Source organism: Paracoccus indicus (genome assembly GCF_003056335.1).
Lineage (GTDB): Bacteria > Pseudomonadota > Alphaproteobacteria > Rhodobacterales > Rhodobacteraceae > Paracoccus > Paracoccus indicus.
Window position 1 is genome coordinate 51,648 of sequence record NZ_PYWA01000002.1, and the last position, 21,721, is coordinate 73,368.

Consider the following 21,721-nt stretch of genomic DNA (forward strand, 5'->3'; position numbering starts at 1 on the left):
TTGACTTCATATCCTCGCACTATACCTGAGCATCCATGTCCCAGCAGTTGATCCTTTCCGGCGCCCCCGAAGGCTATGACGCGGCGCTGATCGCCCGCGAGGCCGCGCGACCCGAAAACCGCGGCGCCCCCGTCATCCATGTGGCCCGCGACGACCGGCGGATGGCCGCGACCCGCGCGGCGCTGGCCTTCATGGCACCCGGTCTGGTCGTCCTGGACTTCCCTGCCTGGGACACGACCCCCTATGACCGCGTGTCCCCCGCCCCCGAGGTGCAGGCCGCGCGCATGGCCACGCTGGCCGCGCTTGCGCAGGGTGCCATCAAGGGGCCGTTCGTGCTGCTGACCTCGCTGAACGCGGTGCTGCAACGCGTGCCGCCGCGCGATCTGGTGCGCGCGACGGCTTTCACCGCCCGCGTCGGCGACCGCATCGACGAAGACGCGCTGCGTCATTTCCTGGTCCGCATGGGCTTCGTGCAAAGCCCCACCGTGACCGAGCAGGGCGATTACGCCATCCGCGGCGGCATCATCGACATCTTCCCGCCCGGTGAAAGCGGCCCGATCCGGCTGGACCTGTTCGGCGACGTGCTGGACGGGGCGCGGCGTTTCGACGCGGTCACGCAGCGCACCACCGAAAAGCTGACCCGGATCGAGCTGGCCCCCATGTCCGAGGTGATCCTGGATGAGGACGCCATCACCCGCTTCCGCCAGAACTACCGCGCCGAATACGGGCTGGGCACCAGCGACCCCTTGTATGAAAGCGTCAGCGCCGGGGCCAAGACCAGCGGCATGGAACATTGGCTGCCCTGGTTCCACGACCGGATGGAGAGCCTGTTCGACTACATGCCCGGTGCCTCGGTCGTGCTGGACGATCATATCGGGCAGGTCATCGACGCCCGCCGCACGATGATCCGCGAACAGTTCGAGGCCCGCTGCGCCGCCATGAAGGCCAAGGGCCGCAGCGATACCGTCTACAAGCCCGTGCCGCCGGACGCGATGTTCCCCACGGACGCCGAATGGAACGCATGGCTGTCGCCGCATCGGGTGCTGCGCCTGTCGGTGCTGAACCAGCCGCCCGGACCGGGCGTCTTGGATGCCGGCGGCCGGGCCGGGCGCAATTTCGCCCCCGAACGCCAGGCTGAATCCATCAACCTCTTCGGCGCGCTGGCCGATCACGTCCGGACGCTGCGCAAGGATCACCGCGTGGTGCTGGCCAGCTTCTCGGACGGGGCGCGGGAACGTCTGGCGGGGCTTCTGAAGGACGAAGGCCTGACCGACGCCCTGACCATCGGCGATCTGCGCGACCTGCCCGACCGCAAGGGCGCCTTGGGCCTGACCGTCTGGCCGCTGGACGAGGGGTTCGTCGCCAGGGGGCAGGCGCTTGGCGACATCGCGGTGATCTCGGAACAGGACGTGCTGGGCGACCGGATGATCCGGGGCGCCAAGAAGCGGCGCAAGGCCGACAACTTCCTGAAGGACACCCAGACCCTGTCGCCTGGCGATCTGATCGTGCATGTCGAACATGGCATCGGGCGCTATACCGGGATCGAGACGATCACCGCCGCGGGTGTCCCGCATGACTGCGTGGCGCTGGAATATGCGGGCGGCGACCGGCTGTATCTGCCGGTCGAGAACATCGAACTGCTGTCGCGATACGGCCACGAGGAAGGCCTGCTGGACAAGCTGGGCGGTGGGGCATGGCAGGCCCGCAAGGCGCGCCTGAAGGAACGCATCAAGCTGATCGCTGACAAGCTGATGCGCATCGCCGCCGAACGCCTGTTGCGCCCCGCCCCCGTGCTGGAGCCCGAAGAACACGAATGGCAGCAATTCGCCGCCCGCTTCCCCTATAGCGAGACCGACGATCAGGCCGCCGCCATCGAGGACGTGGCCGAGGATCTGGCCGCGGGTCGCCCCATGGACCGCCTCATCGTGGGCGACGTTGGCTTCGGCAAGACCGAGGTCGCCATGCGCGCGGCCTTCATCGCCGCCAGCCAGGGGATGCAGGTCGCGGTCGTGGCACCGACCACCCTGCTGGCCCGTCAGCACTACCGCAGCTTTGCCGAGCGTTTCCGCGGCACGGCGATCAATGTCCGCCCCCTGTCGCGTTTCGTCAGCGCCAAGGATGCCAGCGCCACCCGCGCCGGTCTGGCCGATGGCAGCGTCGATATCGTCGTGGGAACCCATGCGGTCCTGGCCAAACAGGTGCGCTTCAAGAACCTGGGCCTGCTGGTCATCGACGAGGAGCAGCATTTCGGCGTCGCCCACAAGGAACGCCTGAAGGAGCTGCGCAGCGACATTCACGTCCTGACGCTGACCGCCACCCCCATCCCGCGCACCCTGCAGCTGTCGCTGACCGGCGTGCGCGACCTGTCGGTGATCGGCACGCCGCCCGTGGACCGCCTGGCGATCCGCACCTATGTCAGCGAATTCGACGGGGTTTCCATCCGCGAGGCCCTGCTGCGCGAGAAATATCGTGGCGGCCAGAGCTTCTTCGTCGTGCCGCGCCTGACCGACCTGCCCGACGTCGAACATTGGCTGTCCGAGAACATGCCCGAACTGTCCTATATCGTCGCCCACGGCCAGCTTGCGGCGGGCGATCTGGATCAGCGGATGAACGCATTCTACGACGGCAGCCATGACGTGCTGCTGGCCACCACCATCGTGGAAAGCGGGCTGGACATCCCGACGGCCAACACGATGATCGTCTGGCGCGCGGATATGTTCGGCCTGTCGCAGCTTTACCAGATCCGGGGACGGGTGGGGCGGTCGAAGACCCGCGCCTATTGCTATCTGACGACGAAACCGCGCAGCCCGCTGACCCCGCAGGCGATGCGGCGGTTGAAGTTCCTTGGCAATATCGACGGCTTGGGTGCGGGCTTCAACCTGGCCAGCCAGGATCTGGACCTGCGCGGCGCGGGCAACCTGCTGGGCGAGGAGCAGTCCGGGCATATCAAAGAGGTCGGCTTCGAACTGTATCAGAACATGCTGGAGGAAACGATCGCCAAGCTGAAATCGGGCGAGATCGAGGGCACCCCCGACGACGAATGGGCGCCCCAGCTGAACCTTGGCGTTCCGGTCACCATTCCCGAAAGCTTCGTGCCGGATCTGGACGTACGGCTTGGCCTCTATCGTCGCCTGGCCGAACTGACCACCAAGGTCGAGCTGGAGGGCTTTGCCGCCGAGCTGATCGACCGCTTCGGGCCCTTGCCGCGCGAGGTGAACACCCTGCTGCTGGTCATCCGCATCAAGGCCATGGCCAAGCGGGCCAATATCGCGCGGCTGGATGCGGGTCCGAAGGGTGCGACGATCCAGTTCCACCAGGACCGCTTCCCGAACCCCGCAGGTCTGGTCGAATTCCTGACCGACCAGCAGGGGCAGGCCAAGGTCACCGACAACAAGATCTTCGTGGGCCGCACTTGGAATTCGGACGCCGACCGCATCAAGGGCGCCTTCGCCATCGCCCGCGATCTGGCCGCCAAGGCCAAGGCCGCCAAGTGAGCGGCCGGGTCCGCTTCGACCACGGCCCGCTTGGCGGCGCGACCGATTTCATCGCCCCGCAGACGGTGATCCGGGCCGATACCATCGCGGGCGTCGGTCCGGCGCTGGCCGCCATGCAGGCCGCGCAGGACCGGGGGGCGTGGCTGGCGGGCTATCTGTCTTATGAGCTTGGCCATGCGATGTCGCCGCGGCTGGCCCCGCTGATGCCCGGCGACCGGCAGATGCCGTTGATCCTGATGGGGGTCTTCGACAGGCCGCGGCCTGCGGACCCCTTGCCCGACCGCGCCGGTGTCAGCATCGGTCCCGCGCGCCCCTTGTGGGACAGGGCGCGATACGATGCGGCCATCGCCGCCGTGCATGACTACATCACTGCCGGCGACACCTATCAGATCAATTTGACCTTCCCGATGGAGGCCGAGGTCACGGGCGATCCGCTGCGGATCTATGCCGCCTTGGCTGCGCGCCAGCCGGTACCCGAGGGGGCCTTCGTCGATCTGGGCGGCCCGCCGGTCCTGTCCCGCAGCCCCGAGCTGTTCTTTGCCATCGACGATCGGGGCGTCATCCGGACGAAGCCCATGAAGGGCACTGCCGCACGCGGCGCGACGCTGGCAGAGGATGCCGCCGCCGCCAAAGGTCTGGCCGCATCCGAAAAGAACCGGGCCGAGAACCTGATGATCGTCGATCTGCTGCGCAACGACATCAGCCGCATCTGCCTGCCCGGCAGCGTGCGCGTGCCGCAGCTGTTCCACGTCGAGGAATATGCGACGCTGCACCAGATGGTCTCGACCGTGGAAGGGCAGCTTGCCCCCGGCGTGGGGCTGGCGCAAGTGCTGGGCGCGCTGTTTCCCTGCGGCTCGATCACCGGAGCCCCCAAGATCCGGTCGATGCAGATCATCGCGGAACTGGAGGCGGCACCGCGCGAGGTCTATTGCGGGGCCATCGGCTGGATCGACCCCGCGGGGCCGATGCGGTTCAACGTGGCGATCCGCTCGCCTTGGATGATCGCGCCGGACCGGTTGCGCCTGAACGTCGGCGGCGGCATCGTCCATGACAGCGAAACCGGATCCGAGTGGGAGGAAGCATTATGCAAATCCGCATTCCTGACCCTATCCCCCAAGGGTTGACCCTGTTCGAAACCATGCGCGCCGAGCCCGACGGCAGCATCCGTCGCTGGCCGCTGCATCTGGCGCGCTTGGAGCGCGGCTGCGCGGCCGTGGGCTTTCCGATGGATCCCAAGGCCGCCACGGCGGCATTGGCGGACCTGCCACAGGGCCAGGCATTGCGTGTCAGGCTGGTGGTTCATTCTGACGGTGCGATCAAGGTCACGCATGCCCCCGCCCCCGAAGCAACACAGGACTGGCGGGTCGCGATATCTGCCGAGAGACTGCGGTCAGGCGATCCCTGGCTGGGGATCAAGAGCTCGGCCCGCGGGGTCTATGATGCGGCGCGCGCGGCCATGCCGGCCGAGGCCGATGAGGTGATTCTGCTGAACGAGGCTGGCCAGGTCTGCGAGGGCAGCATCACCAACCTGTTTCTGCTGCGGGCTGGCAAGATGCTGACGCCGCCGGTGAAATGCGGATTGCTGCCGGGCGTCTTGCGGGCCGAGCTGTTGGCCAGCGGCATGGCGCGCGAGGCGGTGCTGATGCCCGAGGATCTGTCCGAAGGGCGGCTGTTCTGCGGCAACGCCCTACGTGGCTTGATCCCGGCGCGCCTGATCTGAACGCGAAGCGCGGACGACCCCCATCGAAGGGGTCGCCCGCGCTTTTGCCACCCTTCGCGGATGTCGCATGGAAAACGCCCCGCCCTTTGGAGGGGGCGGGGCGTTTCAGGTTCATTCGGCGGTCAGCAAGGGCGTCTTGGATTTGCCGATGCGGGGCGCCTCGGGGCCGGTGATGTCGAAGACGGGCTTGTCGTCCTCGATCTTCACACGCACGAAACCACCCTTGGTCAGGCGTCCGAACAGCAGCTCTTCGGCCAGCGGCTTCTTGATATGCTCCTGGATTACGCGACCAAGCGGGCGGGCGCCCATGCGGTCGTCGTAACCCCGTTCGGCCAGCCAGTCCGCGGCCTGCGGCGTCAGTTCGATATGGACGTTGCGGTCCATCAGCTGAGCTTCCAGCTGCAGGATGAACTTTTCGACCACATGGATGACCACCTCGCGTCCCAAGGCGGCGAAGCTGATGATCGCGTCCAGACGGTTGCGGAATTCGGGCGTGAAGGTCCGCTCGATGGCGGCGGTATCCTCGCCCTCGCGGCGGTCGCGTCCGAAGCCGATGGCAGCCTTGGCCTGATCGGCGGCCCCCGCGTTCGAGGTCATGATCAGGATCACGTTGCGGAAATCGACCTGGCGACCGTTGTGGTCGGTCAGGCGACCCGCATCCATGATCTGCAGCAGGATGTTGAAGACGTCGGGGTGCGCCTTCTCGATCTCATCCAGCAGCAGGACGCAATGGGGATGCTGATCGACGCCATCGGTCAGCAGGCCGCCCTGATCGAAGCCGACATAGCCCGGAGGCGCACCGATCAGACGGCTGACGGCGTGCTTCTCCATGTATTCCGACATGTCGAAGCGCAGCAGTTCCACGCCCAAGGTCGATGCGAGCTGCTTGGCGACCTCGGTCTTGCCGACGCCCGTGGGACCGGCGAACAGGTAGTTGCCGATGGGCTTTTCAGGTTCGCGCAGACCGGCCCGTGCCAGCTTGATGGCCGACGACAGGGTGGTGATGGCGGTATCCTGCCCGAAGACCACGCGCTTCAGCGAGGATTCCAGATCACGCAGAACCTCGGCGTCGTTCTTGCTGACGTTCTTGGGTGGGATTCGGGCGATCTTGGCCACGACGGCCTCGACCTCCTTCGGGCTGATGGTTTTGCGGCGCTTGCTTTCGGCGACCAGATGCTGCGCGGCGCCCGCTTCATCGATGATGTCGATGGCGCTGTCCGGAAGCTTGCGGTCGTTGATATAGCGCGAAGCCAGCTCCACCGCCGACTTGATCGCATCGTTGGTATATCGCAGGTCGTGGTGCTTTTCGAAATGCGGCTTCAGGCCCATCAGGATCTTGACGGCATCCGGGACAGAAGGCTCGTTCACGTCGATCTTCTGGAAGCGCCGCGACAGGGCGCGGTCCTTTTCGAAGTGCTGACGATATTCCTTGTAGGTGGTCGAGCCCATGCAGCGCAGCTTGCCACCGGCCAGCGCCGGCTTCAGCAGGTTCGAGGCATCCATCGCCCCGCCCGAGGTCGCGCCCGCACCGATCACGGTGTGGATCTCGTCGATGAAGAGGATCGCATCGGGATGCGCCTCCAGTTCCTTGACGACGGCCTTCAGGCGTTCCTCGAAATCACCGCGATAGCGGGTGCCGGCCAGCAATGCGCCCATGTCCAGCGAGAAGATGGTCGCGCCCGACAGCACCTCGGGGGTTTCGCCGCGCGTGATCTTCAGCGCCAGACCCTCGGCGATGGCGGTCTTGCCCACGCCAGGGTCGCCCACCAGCAGTGGGTTGTTCTTGCGGCGGCGGCAGAGGACCTGAATGGCACGCTCGACCTCAGAGTCACGGCCGATCAGGGGATCGACATCGCCCTTCTTCGACTTGACGTTCAGATCGACGCAATATTTGCCAAGGGCGGTTTCGTCCTTGGCATCGGGCGCCTCCTCGGCCTTTTCGTGGTCGATGGGATCGTCCGAGCCGGCGATGTTGCGCGGTTCGTTGAAGGACGGGTTCTTCGCTACGCCATGCGCGATGAAATTGACCGCGTCGTAACGGGTCATGTCCAGTTCCTGCAGGAAATAGGCCGCGTTGGATTCGCGTTCGGCGAAGATCGCGACCAGCACGTTTGCGCCCGTCACCTCGGAGCGGCCCGAACTTTGGACATGGATGGCGGCGCGTTGGATCACGCGCTGGAAGGCCGCTGTCGGAACGGCTTCCGAGCCTTCGACGTCGGTGATGAGGGTGGAGAGGTCATCTTCGATGAACTCGGTCAGCGACTTGCGCAATTCGTCCAGATCGACGTTGCAGGCCCGCATGACCTTGACCGCTTCGGGTTCCTCGGTCAGGGCCAGCAGCAGATGCTCCAGCGTTGCAAGTTCGTGGCGGTGTTCGTTCGCCAGCGCAAGAGCCTGGTGAATCGCCTGTTCCAAAGAGGTCGAGAAACTTGGCACGGTCGTCTCCTGTCAGTCGACTGGCGGTATGGACCCATCGGCGGTCCACCTGCCCAGACTGTCACGATACAGTTAAGATTTGATGGAATCCGGTCGGCATCAAGCCCTTTTTGAAAAAGATGCCAAGTTTTTCCCACGGTTGAGGCAGATGTGATGTCACGGATGCCCGTTTTCAAGCGCAAGGCACCGACCGCGTCATTCGGTCTTGGCGCAAAGAGGCGATGCCCCTAGAATTCGTCCTTCATCTTTCGCAGCCGTGCAAAGACCTGCGCATCATCCGCGCCCTGCATGCCCAAGGGGCCGCGGAGGGCATTGACCCGCAGGAAGGGATTCGTCGCCTTCTCCAGTTCCAGCGTCGCCGGTGCGCAGGGCGTCCGCAATTCCTGCACGTCGGACAGGCGTTGCTGCAGATCGGCGTTGTCGGGATCGACCGACAGGGCGAAGGCGCCATTGGCCGCGCAATAGTCGTGCCCCGAACAGATCAGCGTATCGTCGGGCAGGGCGGCCAGGCGCGACAGGCTGGCCCACATCATCTGGGGGTCGCCCTCGAACAGGCGACCGCAGCCCATGGCCATCAGGCTGTCGGCAGTGAAGGCATGGCCCGACTGCGGGAAATGGAAGGCGACATGGCCGATGGTATGCCCCGAGACGTCGATGACATCGATCCGCTGGCCCAGCAGCTTGATGGACTGATCCGGTCGGACCTGCTGATCCAGATGGGGCAGACGATGGGCGTCGGCCTCGGCGCCGATGACGCGGGCGCCCGTCTTCTCGACGATGGCGGCGACGCCCTGGATGTGGTCGTCGTGGTGATGGGTCAGCAGGATCGCATCCAGACCCCAGCCCCGCGCGTCCAGTTCGGTCAGGATGGGCATGGCCTCGGGGGCGTCGATCAGGATCGTGCCTTCCGGTCCGTGCAGCAGATAGGCATAGTTATCCCGCAGACAGCGCAGCGTGACCAGTTCCAGCGGCATTGGCAAATCCCTTCGCTTATGTTCACCTGAACCCTGACAAAAGCCGGACGCCCGCACAATGCACCATGACATCCACCAGCTGCGACGCTTCTATTATCAGAGGTCCCTGGGTCGGGTCGTGCAGCGCATCCTGCGCGACCGCCTGACAACGCGCTGGTCACCCGAAGGTTGCAGCGGCATGACGGTGGCGGGCTTCGGTTTCGCCGCACCCATGCTGCGGCCCTATCTGGCGCGATCGCGGCGGGTGACGACGCTGATGCCCGGACCGCAGGGGGTCATGGCTTGGCCCGCCGGCATGCCCAACCACAGCGTCTTGTGCGACGAGACCGCCTGGCCCATCGAGACTGGCAGCATCGACCGCCTTGTCATGATGCACGGGCTGGAGACCAGCGACCACCCGCGCGAGCTGCTGGCCGAGGCATGGCGCTGTCTTGGGCCGGGGGGGCGGATGATGGTCATCGTGCCGAACCGCGCGGGCCTTTGGGCCGCGACCGACCGCACGCCCTTCGGCTTTGGCCGGTCTTATACGACGGGGCAGTTGATCAGCCAGATGCGCGCTGCGGGCCTGATGCCGGAATGGAGCGGGTCTGCCATCTACATCCCGCCCTCGGATCGCAGGTTCTGGCTGCGAAGCGCGCAGTTCTGGGAACGCACGGGCGCGCGCATCAGCCGCGTGCTGGTCGCGGGCGTGATTCTGGTCGAGCTGACCAAGCAGACACGCGCGCCGATCGGACCCGGCGTCAAGATCCACGTCCCCAGCCCGCTGGAGATCCTGGACGGTGTCGCAAGGCCGCGCCCGGCGGGCGCGCAGCTGAACCGGGCAAGGGGTGTGACCGGCGCCGATCGCCTTGGCGGGCTTGCGAAAAACGGGGGCAGCAGGGGGTAATGAGACAGGGCGCGTGTCCTTCCTGCGACACAGTGCCACCTTCCGCCCAAGATGCACGGAACCGTGACCTTGAAGGTTGCCGCGCAACAAACGACCTGCTAGAGACGGCCCAGATTTGCGCACGGCCCTCCATAAGCCGTGCGCCGCGACCCGCACCCCGTGACAGACCGGATGGAAATCCGGCCCGCCAACGGGGTTTGCGCAAACGTAAAGGATGACCGTGGCCAACTCTGTTTCCATGTCCCAGAGCATCGCCGGACGCTATGCGCAGGCCGTCTTCGACCTTACGAAGGACGATGGGGGGCTGGATGCCCTGGCCCAGCAGACCGCCGATCTGGATGCAGCGCTGAACGACAGCGCCGAGCTGCGCGACCTGATCGCCAGCCCCATCTATTCGCGCGACCAGCAGGTGCGCACGATCGTCGCGATCGCCGACAGGATGGAACTGTCGCAGGTCCTTAAGAATACGCTGCAGCTGATGGCGACCAACCGTCGCCTTTTCGTGCTGCCGCAGCTGATCCACGCGTTGTCGCAGATGATTGCGGACCACCGCGGAGAGATGACGGCCGACGTCACCAGCGCGGTCGCGCTGGATGATGCGCAGCTGGAGCGTCTGAAGACGACCCTGGCCGAGAAGACCGGCAAGAAGGTCAAGCTGAACACGCGCGTCGATGAGACCCTCATCGGCGGCATGATTGTCAAGTTGGGCTCGCAGATGATCGACAGTTCGGTCCGCTCGAAGCTCGCTTCCCTGCAGAATGTCATGAAAGAGGTCGGATAATGGGAATCCAGGCTGCCGAGATTTCGGCGATCCTCAAGGAGCAGATCAAGAATTTCGGTCAGGACTCCGAAGTTGCTGAAGTCGGCCAGGTGTTGTCGGTCGGCGACGGTATCGCCCGCGTCTACGGTCTGGACAAGGTCCAGGCCGGCGAAATGGTCGAATTCCCGGGCGGCGTCCGCGGCATGGTGCTGAACCTCGAGATCGACAACGTCGGTGTCGTGATCTTCGGCGACGACCGCGCCATCAAGGAAGGCGACACCGTCAAGCGCACGCGCTCGATCGTGGACGTTCCCGTCGGCAAGGGCCTGCTGGGCCGCGTCGTTGACGGCCTTGGCAATCCGATCGACGGCAAGGGCCCGATCGAGGCGACCGAGCGTCGCGTGGCCGACGTCAAGGCACCCGGCATCATGCCGCGCAAATCGGTTCACGAACCGATGGCGACCGGCCTGAAGTCGGTCGACGCCATGATCCCGGTCGGCCGTGGCCAGCGCGAGCTGATCATCGGCGACCGCCAGACCGGCAAGACCGCCATCGCCCTGGACACCATCCTGAACCAGGCGAACTACAACGGCCGCGAAGCCGAAGGCATGAAGACCCTGCACTGCATCTATGTCGCAGTCGGTCAGAAGCGTTCGACCGTCGCGCAGCTGGTCAAGAAGCTGGAAGAAACCGGCGCGATGGCCTATACGACCGTCGTCGCGGCAACCGCTTCGGACCCCGCTCCGATGCAGTTCTTGGCCCCCTATTCGGGCACGGCCATCGGCGAATACTTCCGCGACAACGGCATGGACGCGCTGATCATCTATGATGACCTGTCCAAGCAGGCCGTCGCCTATCGCCAGATGTCGCTGCTGCTGCGCCGTCCGCCCGGACGCGAAGCCTATCCGGGCGACGTCTTCTACCTGCACTCGCGCCTGCTGGAGCGTTCGGCCAAGCTGAACGACGAATACGGTGCCGGTTCGCTGACGGCCCTGCCGATCATCGAAACCCAGGGCGGCGACGTGTCGGCCTTCATTCCGACGAACGTGATCTCGATCACCGACGGCCAGATCTTCCTGGAAACCGACCTGTTCTTCCAGGGCATCCGTCCTGCCGTGAACACCGGTCTTTCGGTGTCGCGTGTGGGTTCGGCAGCCCAGACCAAGGCGATGAAATCCGTCGCGGGTCCGGTCAAGCTGGAACTGGCGCAGTACCGCGAGATGGCGGCCTTCGCCCAGTTCGGTTCGGACCTCGACGCCGCGACTCAGCGCCTGCTGAACCGTGGTGCGCGCCTGACCGAGTTGATGAAGCAGCCCCAGTACAAGCCGCTGACCAACGCCGAGATCGTCATCGTCATCTATGCCGGTACCAAGGGCTATATCGACAATGTGGCGGTCAAGGACATCGTGGCGTGGGAAGACGGCCTGCTCCAGTTCCTGCGCAGCCAGAAGTCGGACCTGCTGGACGACATGACCCGCAACGACCGCAAGGTCTCGGGTGACCTGGAAAATGCGATCAAGGCGGCGCTGGACGAATACAACCGCACGCGCGCCTGAGGGGGGATAGATGCCCAGTCTCAAGGATCTCAAGAACCGGATCGGAAGCGTCAAGAACACGCGGAAGATCACCAAGGCGATGCAGATGGTCGCCGCAGCGAAACTGCGCCGTGCGCAGGACGCCGCGGAGGCTGCCCGCCCCTACGCCGACCGCATGGCCGCAGTGATGGCCGGACTGACCGCGAATGCCGCGGATCAGGCCGGCGCACCGCGCCTGCTGGCCGGAACGGGTGACGACAGGCGCCACCTGCTTGTGGTCATGACGGCGGAACGCGGCCTTGCCGGCGGCTTCAACAGCTCGATCGTCAAGCTGGCACGCCAGCATGCCGAACGGCTGCGGGGCGAAGGCAAGGAAGTGGCCATCCTGACCGTGGGCAAGAAGGGTCGCGAACAGCTGAAGCGTGAATACGGCAACCTGTTCGTGCATCACGTCGATCTGTCCGAGGTCAAGCGCATCGGCTATGAGAACGCGCGCCAGATCACCGACGAACTGCTGTCGCGTTTCGACGGCGGCGACTTCGACGTGGCGACGATCTTCTACAACCGCTTCGAATCGGTGATCAGCCAGGTCCCGACCGCCAAGCGGGTGATCCCGGCCGAAGCGCCTGCAGAGGCTCCTGCCGCGAACTCGCTCTATGACTATGAACCCGGAGAAGAGGCCCTGCTGGCCGAGCTTCTGCCGCGGTCGGTGGCGACGCAGATCTTCGCGGCGCTTCTGGAAAATGCAGCGTCCGAGCAGGGCGCGCGGATGAGTGCCATGGACAACGCCACGCGCAACGCGGGCGACATGATCGACCGACTGACGACCGAATACAACCGGACCCGCCAGGCCGCGATCACCAAGGAACTCATCGAAATCATTTCGGGCGCCGAGGCGCTTTGACCGTAACGCAGAGGTAACAACATGGCAGAGGCCACTGGTAAAATCACGCAGGTGATCGGCGCCGTCGTTGACGTGCAGTTCGAAGACCACCTGCCCGCGATCCTGAACGCGCTGACGACCGACAACAACGGCAAGAAGCTGGTTCTGGAAGTCGCGCAGCACCTGGGCGAAAACACCGTCCGCACCATCGCCATGGACGCGACCGAAGGTCTGGTCCGCGGCGAAGCCGTCACCGACACGGGCGGCCCGATCACCGTTCCCGTTGGCGACGTCACCCTGGGACGCATCCTGAACGTCGTGGGCGAGCCCGTCGACGAAGGCGCGGAACTGGACGTCTCGGAGCGTCGCGGCATCCACCAGCCCGCGCCGGACTTCTCGGCCCAGGCAACCAGCTCGGAGATCCTGGTCACCGGCATCAAGGTCATCGACCTGCTGGCCCCCTATTCCAAGGGCGGCAAGATCGGTCTGTTCGGTGGTGCCGGCGTCGGCAAGACCGTTCTGATCATGGAGCTGATCAACAACATCGCCAAGGTGCACTCGGGCTATTCCGTGTTCGCGGGCGTTGGCGAACGGACCCGTGAAGGCAACGACCTCTATCATGAGATGGTGGAATCGGGCGTCATCAAACCGGACAATCTGGCCGACTCGAAAGTGGCCCTGGTTTACGGCCAGATGAACGAGCCTCCGGGGGCACGTATGCGCGTTGCACTGACCGGCCTGACCTTGGCCGAACAGTTCCGCGACGCCTCCGGCACGGACGTTCTGTTCTTCGTGGACAACATCTTCCGCTTCACGCAGGCCGGTTCGGAAGTGTCGGCTCTGCTGGGCCGCATCCCCTCCGCCGTGGGTTACCAGCCGACGCTGGCCACCGACATGGGCGCCATGCAGGAACGCATCACCTCGACGAAGAACGGCTCGATCACCTCGATCCAGGCCGTCTACGTTCCGGCAGATGACCTTACCGACCCTGCGCCGGCCACGACCTTCGCCCACCTCGACGCCACGACCGTTCTGTCGCGCGCCATCTCGGAGCTGGGCATCTACCCGGCCGTGGATCCGCTCGACTCGAACAGCCGTATCCTCGATCCGGGCGTCGTCGGCGAAGAGCATTACCAGGTCGCACGCGACGTGCAGGGCATCCTGCAGAAGTACAAGTCGCTGCAGGACATCATCGCGATCCTGGGCATGGACGAACTGTCGGAAGAAGACAAACTGACCGTGACCCGTGCGCGCAAGATCCAGCGCTTCCTGTCGCAGCCTTTCGACGTGGCCAAGGTCTTCACCGGTTCGGACGGCGTTCAGGTTCCGCTGGAAAAGACCATCGCGTCCTTCAAGGCGGTCGTGGCCGGTGAATACGATCACCTGCCGGAATCGGCCTTCTACATGGTCGGCGACATCGATGACGTGAAAGCCAAGGCCGAGCGTCTGGCTGCCGAAGCCGCGTAAGGGGGCATTATGGCCGATACCATGCAGTTCGACCTCGTGTCGCCGGAGCGGAGCCTGGCTTCCGTTCCCGTGCGCGAGGTGCGCCTGCCGGGCACGGATGGCGATCTTTCCGCCATGCCCGGCCACGCGGCGACGATCGTGACCCTGCGTCCCGGCATGGTCATCCTTGTCGGTGCCGATGGATCGCAAAGCGAATTCGCCGTCACCGGCGGCTTCGCCGAGATCAACGCCGATTCCGTCAGCCTGCTGGCTGAACGGGGCCACCCGCGCGAGGAAGTGACGCAGGATGTCTTCAACGACATGATGCGCGATGCCCACCGCGAACATCGCAACGCGCAAGAGCGTCGCGATCATGCGGGTGAGGAATTCGTCACCGCAGCCGTCAAGATGCTTGGCGACATGCAGGCGATCGGCACCCACATCGGCCTGGACCCGAACCAGTCGACCGTGCCCGATTGATCACGGCTCGCGCCTGATCTTCCCGATTGAAAAGCCCCGGCATCCGTCCGGGGCTTTTCTTTTGATCGATCGCGCGGCTATCACTATCGGGTCAGAAGGAAAGATGGACATGCTGCGATTTACCGCCAATGAGGTCGGCATCGACCAGGGAGAGCTGACGCTGGTCACCGATTTCGACACCCAGGGACCGATGTGGACCGAGCAGGGCGAACGGACCGTCCGTCAAAGGGTCGAATTTTCCGAACGCTTCCTGTCGCCCCCGGTGGTGCAACTGTCGCTTGGCATGTGGGATCTGGATGTCTCGACCAATCAGCGCGGCGACCTGCTGGTCGAGAACGTGACCTCGGCGGGTTTCGACATCGTCTTCCACACCTGGGGTGACACCCGCGTCGCGCGGATGCGGGTGCAATGGATGGCGATCGGTGCCCTGCCGGATGATCAGGACTTTATCCTTTGACGAACTGCGGACCCGGGGTCATGCACGATCCAGGTTGACCGCGATCAGGCCCGCGACTTGTTCGGGATGGGTGATGGGCAGCATATGTCCCGCGCCCGGCACCTGCGCGCGGCCCACGTCGGGCAGACGCGCGGCCAGCGCATCGGCGATGGCGCCGATCACCGGCGGGCTGTCCTGGCCCGAGATCAGCAGCACCGGCGCATCGATCGCCTCCAGCCCGCCCTCGCGCAGGATGTTGGCGCGATCGTCATGCAGCGTCGGACCCGTATCCGCCACCAGCCGGATCTGCCGCGCGACGGTCGCTTGCGCCGCGGCGGGCATCGAGCCGATGTCTTGGCTGCCCCAGACCGACAGGAATGCCTGCGCGGCGGCCAGGTCGTCGCCTGACCGCAAGGCATCTTTCATCCGGTGGTCCGCCGCATCCTGCCCCATGCCCGGGGCCGCCGCGAACAGCACAGGTTCGATCAGGGTCAGGCTGCGGACGGCCTCGGGGGCGGCGACGGCGATGCGCAGGGCGATGGTCGCGCCGATGCTGTGGCCGATCAGATCCAGGGGACGCTCGATGAAGCTGGCCGCGATGCGGGTGACGGCGGTGTGGAAATCCGGATCACCCGGCGCGGGCTGCCAGTCGTCGCTGCGCCCGTGCCCCGGCATGTCGAAGCCCATCAGATCGACCGCCCCACCAAGGGCCTGCGCGATCGGGCCCCAATAGGACCCGCTGGCCATCATGCAGTGCAGGGCCAGGGCCGGGCGGTCCGGGTCGCCCGGCCAATGGCGCTTGTGAAGGCCGCTCATGACCGGGCCAGGTGGCGGTCCAGCATGTCCAGCCGATCCTGACCCCAGAAACGTTCGTCGCTGTCGGTGACGATATAGAGGGGCGCGCCGAAGACCCCTGCGGCCACCGCCTGTTCCAGATTGCGGCCATAGGTTTCGGCCCCCGTGAACAGCCCGCTGTCGGCCAGCCTGGGGTCGAAGCCGTTCGCGGACAGCAGGTCGCGGATGACGTCATCCTCGGCGATGTTGCGTTCCTCGACCCAGCAGGCGCGCAGAAAGCCCTGCACCAGTCCCGCCAGATCGCCGCCGCCCGCATCCTGCGCTGCGATGATCGCATAGGACGAGGGTGCCATGTTCGTCGGGAAATACGCGGGCTTCAGGTTGATTGGCATCTCCAGATGCTCCGCCCAACGCGGCAGTTCCTGGTTGCGATAGGCGGTGCGGTTCGGGTGGCGCCGCGCTGGCGGCAGGCCGCCGGTGCGGTCGAACAGCTGCATCAAGTCCAGCGGCTTGTAGGTGATGGTCGCACCGTGGCGTTCCGCGATCCGTTCCAGACGATCACCGGCAAGATAGCACCAAGGGCTGATCGTCCCCAGATAATAGTCGATATTCGGCATGGGCCCGTCCTTCTAGGTTTGCCCGCAGGCTAGCCCGGTGCTAAGGCGTGTGCAATCTGACGCAACCCGCCAAAGGCCATTCCCACATGCCCGTCATGACCGAACCCAAGCTGATCTCCGGCAACTCGAACCGACCGCTGGCCAAGGCCATTGCGCGCCGCATGTCCATGCACCGCGGCATGAGCGTCGGCCTGCTGGATGCCCGTGTCGAACGCTTCAACGATCAGGAGATCTTCGTCGAGGTCTATGAGAACGTCCGTGGCGAGGACATGTATGTCATCCAGCCGACCTCGAACCCGGCCAATGACAACCTGATGGAGCTGCTGGTCATCACGGACGCGCTGCGCCGGTCGTCGGCCTCGCGCATCACGGCCGTGATCCCCTATTTCGGCTATGCCCGCCAGGACCGCCGCGCCAAGGCTCGCACCCCCATCAGCGCCAAGCTGGTCGCGAACCTGCTGACCGAGGCCGGTGTCGACCGCGTGCTGACGCTGGACCTGCACGCGGCCCAGATCCAGGGCTTCTTCGATATTCCGGTGGACAACCTTTATGCCGCGCCGGTCTTCGCGCTGGACGTGCAGCATCACTTCAAGGGCCGGATGGACGACCTGATGGTGGTCTCGCCCGACGTGGGCGGCGTGGCCCGCGCGCGTGAACTGGCAACCCGCATCGGTGCGCCGCTGGCCATCGTCGACAAGCGTCGCGAAAAGGCGGGCGAAGTGGCCGAGATGAAGGTCATCGGCGATGTCTCGGGCAAGGCCTGCATCATCGTCGACGACATCTGCGACACGGCGGGCACGCTCTGCAAGGCCGCACAGGTGCTGACCGACAATGGCGCGACCGAGGTTCACGCCTATATCACCCATGGCGTCCTGTCGGGTCCCGCCGTGGAACGGGTCAGCAAGTCGGTGATGAAATCTCTGGTCATCACGGATTCGATCCAACCGACCGAGGCGGTAAAGAACGCCCCCAACATCCGCATCGTGCCGACCGCGCCGATGTTCACCCAAGCGATCCTGAACATCTGGAACGGCACCTCGGTCAGCTCGCTGTTCGAGACCGACACCCTGCTGCCGATCTATGAGGGTCTGTACCAGACCAGCTGATCGGGCGGACCGGAAGCAAAAGGGCCGGCGCGACCTGCGCCGGCCCTTTTCCGTTCAAAGCGCGCGCCAGCCGATGTCGCGGCGGCAGAAGCCCTGCGGCCAATCGATGGCATCGACAAGCGCATAGGCACGGGCGTGGGCCTCGGCTAGGGTCGCGCCGCGCCCGGTGCAGGCAAGGACGCGACCGCCGGTGGCGACGGTCTGCCCGTCCTTTTCGGCGGTGCCTGCGTGGAAGGTCATCTGGAAGCTGGTCTGGGGCAGGGCCTCCAGCCCCCCGATGGCCGTGCCTTTGACATAGCTGCCGGGATAGCCTTCAGCGGCCATCACCACGGTCAGCGCGTGATCATCGGCCCAATTGGCGCTGACGCTGTCCAGACGGTCCTCGGCGCAGGCCAGCAGCAGGTCGAGGATCTGCCCGCCAAGGCGCATCATCAGCGCCTGACATTCCGGATCGCCGAAGCGGACGTTGTATTCCACAAGCCGCGCCTGGCCGTCCTTGATCATCAGGCCCGCGTAAAGCACGCCCTGGAAGGGCATGTCCTGGCGCGCCATTTCCGCGATGGTGGGGCGGACGATCCGCTCCATCACCTGATCCTGCAGGGTCTGGGTCAGGACAGGGGCGGGGCTGTAAGCGCCCATGCCGCCGGTGTTGGGGCCGGTATCGCCGTCGCCCACGCGTTTGTGGTCCTGCGCGGTGCCGACGGGCAGGCAGTTCACCCCGTCGCTGAGAATGAAGAAGCTGGCTTCCTCGCCATCCATGAATTCCTCGATGACGACCGACATCTCGCCGAATTCGCCGTCGAAGATCAGGTCGATGGCAGCATGGGCCTGTTCGACGGTTTCCGCGACGGTGACGCCCTTGCCTGCGGCCAGGCCGTCGGCCTTGACCACGATGGGCGCGCCTTGGGCGGTGACGTAATCGCGGGCCGATGCGCCATCGGTGAAGCAGGCCCATGCGGCGGTGGGGGCACCGCAGGCGTCGCAGATTTCCTTGGTGAAGGTCTTGGACGCCTCAAGCTGGGCGGCGGCCTGGCTGGGGCCGAAGACAAGGAAGCCCGCGTTGCGCAGCGCGTCCGAGACACCGGCGGCCAAGGGGGCTTCGGGGCCGATGACGACGAAATCGATGGCGTTTTCCTGGGCGAATTCCAGCACCTCGGCGCGGGACTGGATGTCCAGGGCCGCGCATTCGGCCACCTCGGCGATGCCTGCGTTGCCCGGCGCGACGATCAGCCGGTCGCATTTCGGGTTCTGTCGAATGGCCCATGCCAGCGCATGTTCGCGCCCGCCACCGCCCAGGATCAGGATATTCATCTGCCGCCCTTTCGCTTGATCTTGCGGCGTTCTAGTCTGGCGGGCGAAAGGGAACAAGCCGCATGGATCTGATCGACGACGACCCGCAGCCCGGCAGCAACGCGCATGAATACACCGTGTCGCAGCTGTCAGGTGCCGTCAAACGCAGTATCGAGGACCAGTTCGGGCGCGTCCGCGTCCGGGCCGAGGTGGGGCGTGTATCGCGTCCGTCCTCGGGGCATCTCTATTTCGACCTCAAGGATGACCGTGCGGTTCTGGCCGCCGTGACGTGGAAGGGGCAGGCCGCCAAGCTGGCGCAACGCCCCGAGGAAGGGATGGAGGTGATCGCGACGGGCCGCCTGACGACCTTCCCCGGCCAGTCGAAATACCAGATGATCGTGGATCAGATCGAGCCTGCGGGTGAAGGCGCGCTGATGGCGATGCTGGAAAAGCGCCGTAAAGCGCTGGCCGCCGAGGGGCTGTTCGATCAGGACCGCAAGCGGGCCCTGCCGTTCCTGCCACGGGTGATCGGTGTGGTGACCTCGCCCTCGGGGGCGGTCATCCGCGACATCCTGCACCGGCTGCGCGAACGTTTCCCGACCCGCGTGGTGATCTGGCCCGTGGCCGTGCAAGGCAAGGACTGCGCGCCGCAGGTTACCGCCGCCATCGAAGGCTTCAACGCACTTCACGATGACGGCCCGATCCCACGCCCCGATCTGATCATCGTGGCGCGGGGCGGTGGGTCGCTGGAGGATCTGTGGGGCTTCAACGAGGAATCGGTTGTGCGCGCCGCTGCTGCCAGCGCGATCCCGCTGATTTCGGCTGTCGGGCATGAAACGGATACGACACTGATCGATTTCGCCTCGGACAGGCGGGCGCCGACGCCGACCGCTGCGGCGGAAATCGCCGTGCCGGTGCGGGCGGACCTGTCTGCGCGTCTGGCCGAGACCGGCATCCGGATGACGCGGGCCAATGCGCAGGCCATCGACCGGCCCCGCCAGCGGCTGCGCGATCTGGCCCGCGCCATGGGACGCCCCGCCGCGCTGACCGACGGGGCGCGGCAGCGGCTGGACCTCTGGGGGGTGCGGCTGGAACCGGCGCTGCGCAATCTGGTGCGCACGCGTCGTCAGCATCTGGCATCGCGACCCATGCCTGCCGCAACCCTGCGCCAGTTCACCGCGACCAAGCGGCATGACATGGACCGGCTTGGCACGCGGCTTGCCACCGCCCGCAGCCGCCGGTTGGAGCGTCCGCGCGACCGGCTGACGCAGCTTCAGGAACGGCTGGACAACTCGATGAAGCGGGTCGAGGCGACGACCCGTCGCGCCATCGCCCAACAGACAGACCGGCTGACCGATCTGCGCCAGCGGATGGACCGCGCCATGCAGCGTCGTGTGCAACTGCGCCGCGAGGCGCTGAACCAGCTGGACCGCATGCGCCTGACGCTTGGGTATGAGGAAACCTTGAAGCGCGGCTATGCCGTCGTACATGGGCCCGAGGGGCTGCTGACCTCGGCGCAGGAGGCGCAGACCACCGCCCGCTTCGAGGTTCAGTTCAGCGATGGCCGCGTGGCCGTCCACCCCGAGGGAAAAGCCGCCAAGCCCAAGGGTCGCAGCCGCCCCGTGGACCCGCAGCAGAAATCACTTCTGTAGCACGCCGTCCTGGCGCCCGCGCAGCACCAGCCAGATCAGCGAGGCCCCTGCCAGCGCCAGCAGGGGCAGCATCGCCAAGTTCACCGCGCTCCACCCGTCCTGGGGGGAACCGCCCGCACAGTTCATCAGCCCGCCCGATGACAGCGACGCCACGAAGACGCCGCCGAAAACCACAAGGTCGTTCATGCCCTGCACGCGGCCGCGTTCGGCGGCGGTATGGGCGCGGGTCAACATGGCGGTCGCGCCGATATAGCCGAAGTTCCAACCCACCCCCAGCAGCACCAGCGCCCCGAAGAACTGCGGCAGTTCGGCCCCCGACAGCGCGACGCCCCCCGCCGCCGCCAGGATGGCCAGACCGATGGCCACGATCCGGGTCGCGCCGAAGCGCGCGATCAGATGGCCGGTGAAGAAGCTGGGCGCGAACATGGCCAGCACATGGGCGCTGACGATATTGGCCGCGTCGCTTGGTGCATAGCCGCAGCCGACCACCGCCAGGGGCGTCGAGGTCATGACAAGGTTCATCAGCGCATAGGACACCATCCCGCAGATCATCGCGACGATGATGACCGGATTGCGCAGAATCTGCCCCATCGGGCGACCCTGATCATCGCCGGTTCGCGGTGCGGGTGGGATGGGGATGTCGAGGAAAGCGAAAAGGAACGGCCCCAGAAGGTTCAGCCCGATAACGGCGACATAGCTGGCAAGGAAGGGAACGGCCGTCAGGTCGCTGGTCATGCGCACGATGGCGGGACCGATGATGGCGGCGGCCAGCCCGCCCGCCATGACCCAGCTGATGGCGCGGGGGGCCATCTCGTCGGATGCGGTGTCGGTGACGGCAAAGCGATAGAAGCCCTGCGCCGACATGTAGATACCGGTCAGCAGCGATCCCGCCATGAACAGCAGGAAAGACCCCGACCACAGCCCCGCCGCCGCGATGGCAGCACCAAGTCCCCCCGCCAGCACCGCCAGCAGGAAACCCGCCTGCCTGCCACGCATCTGCATGAAGCGTGCCAAGGGCCGTGCCGACAAAGCGGAGCCGAGGATGATCATCGACAGCGGCAGGGTGGCAAGGCAAGGGTTGGGTGCCAGGATCTGACCCGCCAGCCCACCGATGATGAAGATGACCGACATCTGCGCGCCCAGGATGGCCTGCGCCGCCACAAGGATGACGATGTTGCGCCGGGTGCGCGACAGGGTGTCGGTCATGGCCG

General features: G+C 65.7%; 18 protein-coding genes. 12 read left to right on the top strand and 6 right to left on the bottom strand.

Going from position 1 to position 21,721, the window contains the following annotated elements; translation table 11 throughout:
• Positions 1-35: 35 nt before the first annotated feature.
• Genes mfd through DDE75_RS03190 form a run of 3 tightly spaced genes read left to right on the top strand, consistent with a single transcriptional unit; the run spans position 36 to position 5,214 of the window.
• On the top strand, positions 36-3,494 hold the full coding sequence (mfd, locus tag DDE75_RS03180; protein ID WP_108500959.1) for a transcription-repair coupling factor: 3,459 nt from the start codon (positions 36-38) through the stop codon (positions 3,492-3,494).
• Positions 3,491-4,618, top strand: coding sequence for an aminodeoxychorismate synthase component I (locus tag DDE75_RS03185; RefSeq protein WP_108500960.1), 1,128 nt, complete (start codon positions 3,491-3,493; stop codon positions 4,616-4,618). The genes mfd and DDE75_RS03185 overlap by 4 nt, the downstream gene beginning before the upstream one ends.
• Entirely contained in the window at positions 4,615-5,214 is a 600-nt protein-coding gene (locus DDE75_RS03190; protein ID WP_245894605.1) for an aminotransferase class IV, read from the top strand. The genes DDE75_RS03185 and DDE75_RS03190 overlap by 4 nt, the downstream gene beginning before the upstream one ends.
• Positions 5,215-5,325: 111 nt before the next feature.
• Here DDE75_RS03190 and clpA read toward each other — a convergent pair whose 3' ends face one another.
• Together clpA and gloB are read right to left on the bottom strand one after the other, a co-directional pair.
• Positions 5,326-7,650: an ATP-dependent Clp protease ATP-binding subunit ClpA gene (clpA, locus tag DDE75_RS03195; protein ID WP_108500962.1), complete on the bottom strand. Its 2,325-nt coding sequence runs from the start codon at positions 7,648-7,650 to the stop codon at positions 5,326-5,328.
• Positions 7,651-7,877: 227 nt separating this feature from the next.
• Positions 7,878-8,624 (bottom strand): hydroxyacylglutathione hydrolase, encoded by a 747-nt coding sequence (gene gloB / locus DDE75_RS03200; RefSeq protein ID WP_108500963.1) that lies wholly within the window; start codon positions 8,622-8,624, stop codon positions 7,878-7,880.
• A gap of 58 nt (positions 8,625-8,682) precedes the next feature.
• On the opposite strand from gloB, the gene DDE75_RS03205 reads away from it, so the two are divergent.
• The 7 genes from DDE75_RS03205 (at position 8,683) to DDE75_RS03235 (ending at position 15,071) form a co-directional block, all read left to right on the top strand.
• Positions 8,683-9,510: a methyltransferase domain-containing protein gene (locus DDE75_RS03205; protein WP_108500964.1), complete on the top strand. Its 828-nt coding sequence runs from the start codon at positions 8,683-8,685 to the stop codon at positions 9,508-9,510.
• A gap of 214 nt (positions 9,511-9,724) precedes the next feature.
• Positions 9,725-10,291, top strand: a complete 567-nt coding sequence (locus DDE75_RS03210) for a F0F1 ATP synthase subunit delta (protein WP_108500965.1) — start codon at positions 9,725-9,727, stop codon at positions 10,289-10,291.
• Positions 10,291-11,826 carry a F0F1 ATP synthase subunit alpha gene (atpA, locus tag DDE75_RS03215; protein ID WP_108500966.1) on the top strand — a complete coding sequence of 512 codons (1,536 nt, stop codon included), beginning with the start codon at positions 10,291-10,293 and terminating at the stop codon, positions 11,824-11,826. The genes DDE75_RS03210 and atpA overlap by 1 nt, the downstream gene beginning before the upstream one ends.
• Positions 11,827-11,836: 10 nt before the next feature.
• Entirely contained in the window at positions 11,837-12,709 is an 873-nt protein-coding gene (locus tag DDE75_RS03220) for a F0F1 ATP synthase subunit gamma (RefSeq protein ID WP_108500967.1), read from the top strand.
• Positions 12,710-12,730: 21 nt separating this feature from the next.
• On the top strand, positions 12,731-14,155 hold the full coding sequence (atpD, locus tag DDE75_RS03225; RefSeq protein ID WP_108500968.1) for a F0F1 ATP synthase subunit beta: 1,425 nt from the start codon (positions 12,731-12,733) through the stop codon (positions 14,153-14,155).
• Between the two features lie 9 nt (positions 14,156-14,164).
• On the top strand, positions 14,165-14,614 hold the full coding sequence (locus DDE75_RS03230) for a F0F1 ATP synthase subunit epsilon (RefSeq protein ID WP_108500969.1): 450 nt from the start codon (positions 14,165-14,167) through the stop codon (positions 14,612-14,614).
• 109 nt (positions 14,615-14,723) lie between these two features.
• Entirely contained in the window at positions 14,724-15,071 is a 348-nt protein-coding gene (locus DDE75_RS03235; RefSeq protein ID WP_108501316.1) for an H-type lectin domain-containing protein, read from the top strand.
• A gap of 18 nt (positions 15,072-15,089) precedes the next feature.
• On the opposite strand, the gene DDE75_RS03240 is transcribed toward DDE75_RS03235, so the two are convergent.
• Both DDE75_RS03240 and DDE75_RS03245 read right to left on the bottom strand, forming a co-directional pair.
• Positions 15,090-15,866 carry an alpha/beta fold hydrolase gene (locus tag DDE75_RS03240; protein WP_108500970.1) on the bottom strand — a complete coding sequence of 259 codons (777 nt, stop codon included), beginning with the start codon at positions 15,864-15,866 and terminating at the stop codon, positions 15,090-15,092.
• Entirely contained in the window at positions 15,863-16,462 is a 600-nt protein-coding gene (locus tag DDE75_RS03245) for a 2-hydroxychromene-2-carboxylate isomerase (protein WP_108500971.1), read from the bottom strand. The genes DDE75_RS03240 and DDE75_RS03245 overlap by 4 nt, the downstream gene beginning before the upstream one ends.
• A gap of 86 nt (positions 16,463-16,548) precedes the next feature.
• Between DDE75_RS03245 and DDE75_RS03250 the strand changes: the two genes are divergently transcribed.
• On the top strand, positions 16,549-17,568 hold the full coding sequence (locus DDE75_RS03250; RefSeq protein WP_108500972.1) for a ribose-phosphate pyrophosphokinase: 1,020 nt from the start codon (positions 16,549-16,551) through the stop codon (positions 17,566-17,568).
• 54 nt (positions 17,569-17,622) lie between these two features.
• Here DDE75_RS03250 and purD read toward each other — a convergent pair whose 3' ends face one another.
• Entirely contained in the window at positions 17,623-18,879 is a 1,257-nt protein-coding gene (gene purD / locus DDE75_RS03255; protein WP_108500973.1) for a phosphoribosylamine--glycine ligase, read from the bottom strand.
• A 62-nt stretch (positions 18,880-18,941) separates the two neighbouring features.
• On the opposite strand from purD, the gene xseA reads away from it, so the two are divergent.
• Positions 18,942-20,510, top strand: coding sequence for an exodeoxyribonuclease VII large subunit (gene xseA / locus DDE75_RS03260; protein WP_108500974.1), 1,569 nt, complete (start codon positions 18,942-18,944; stop codon positions 20,508-20,510).
• Here the strand turns inward: xseA and DDE75_RS03265 are convergent.
• On the bottom strand, positions 20,499-21,716 hold the full coding sequence (locus tag DDE75_RS03265) for an MFS transporter (protein WP_108500975.1): 1,218 nt from the start codon (positions 21,714-21,716) through the stop codon (positions 20,499-20,501). The two genes, xseA and DDE75_RS03265, sit on opposite strands and share 12 nt — an antisense overlap.
• Positions 21,717-21,721: the final 5 nt, after the last annotated feature.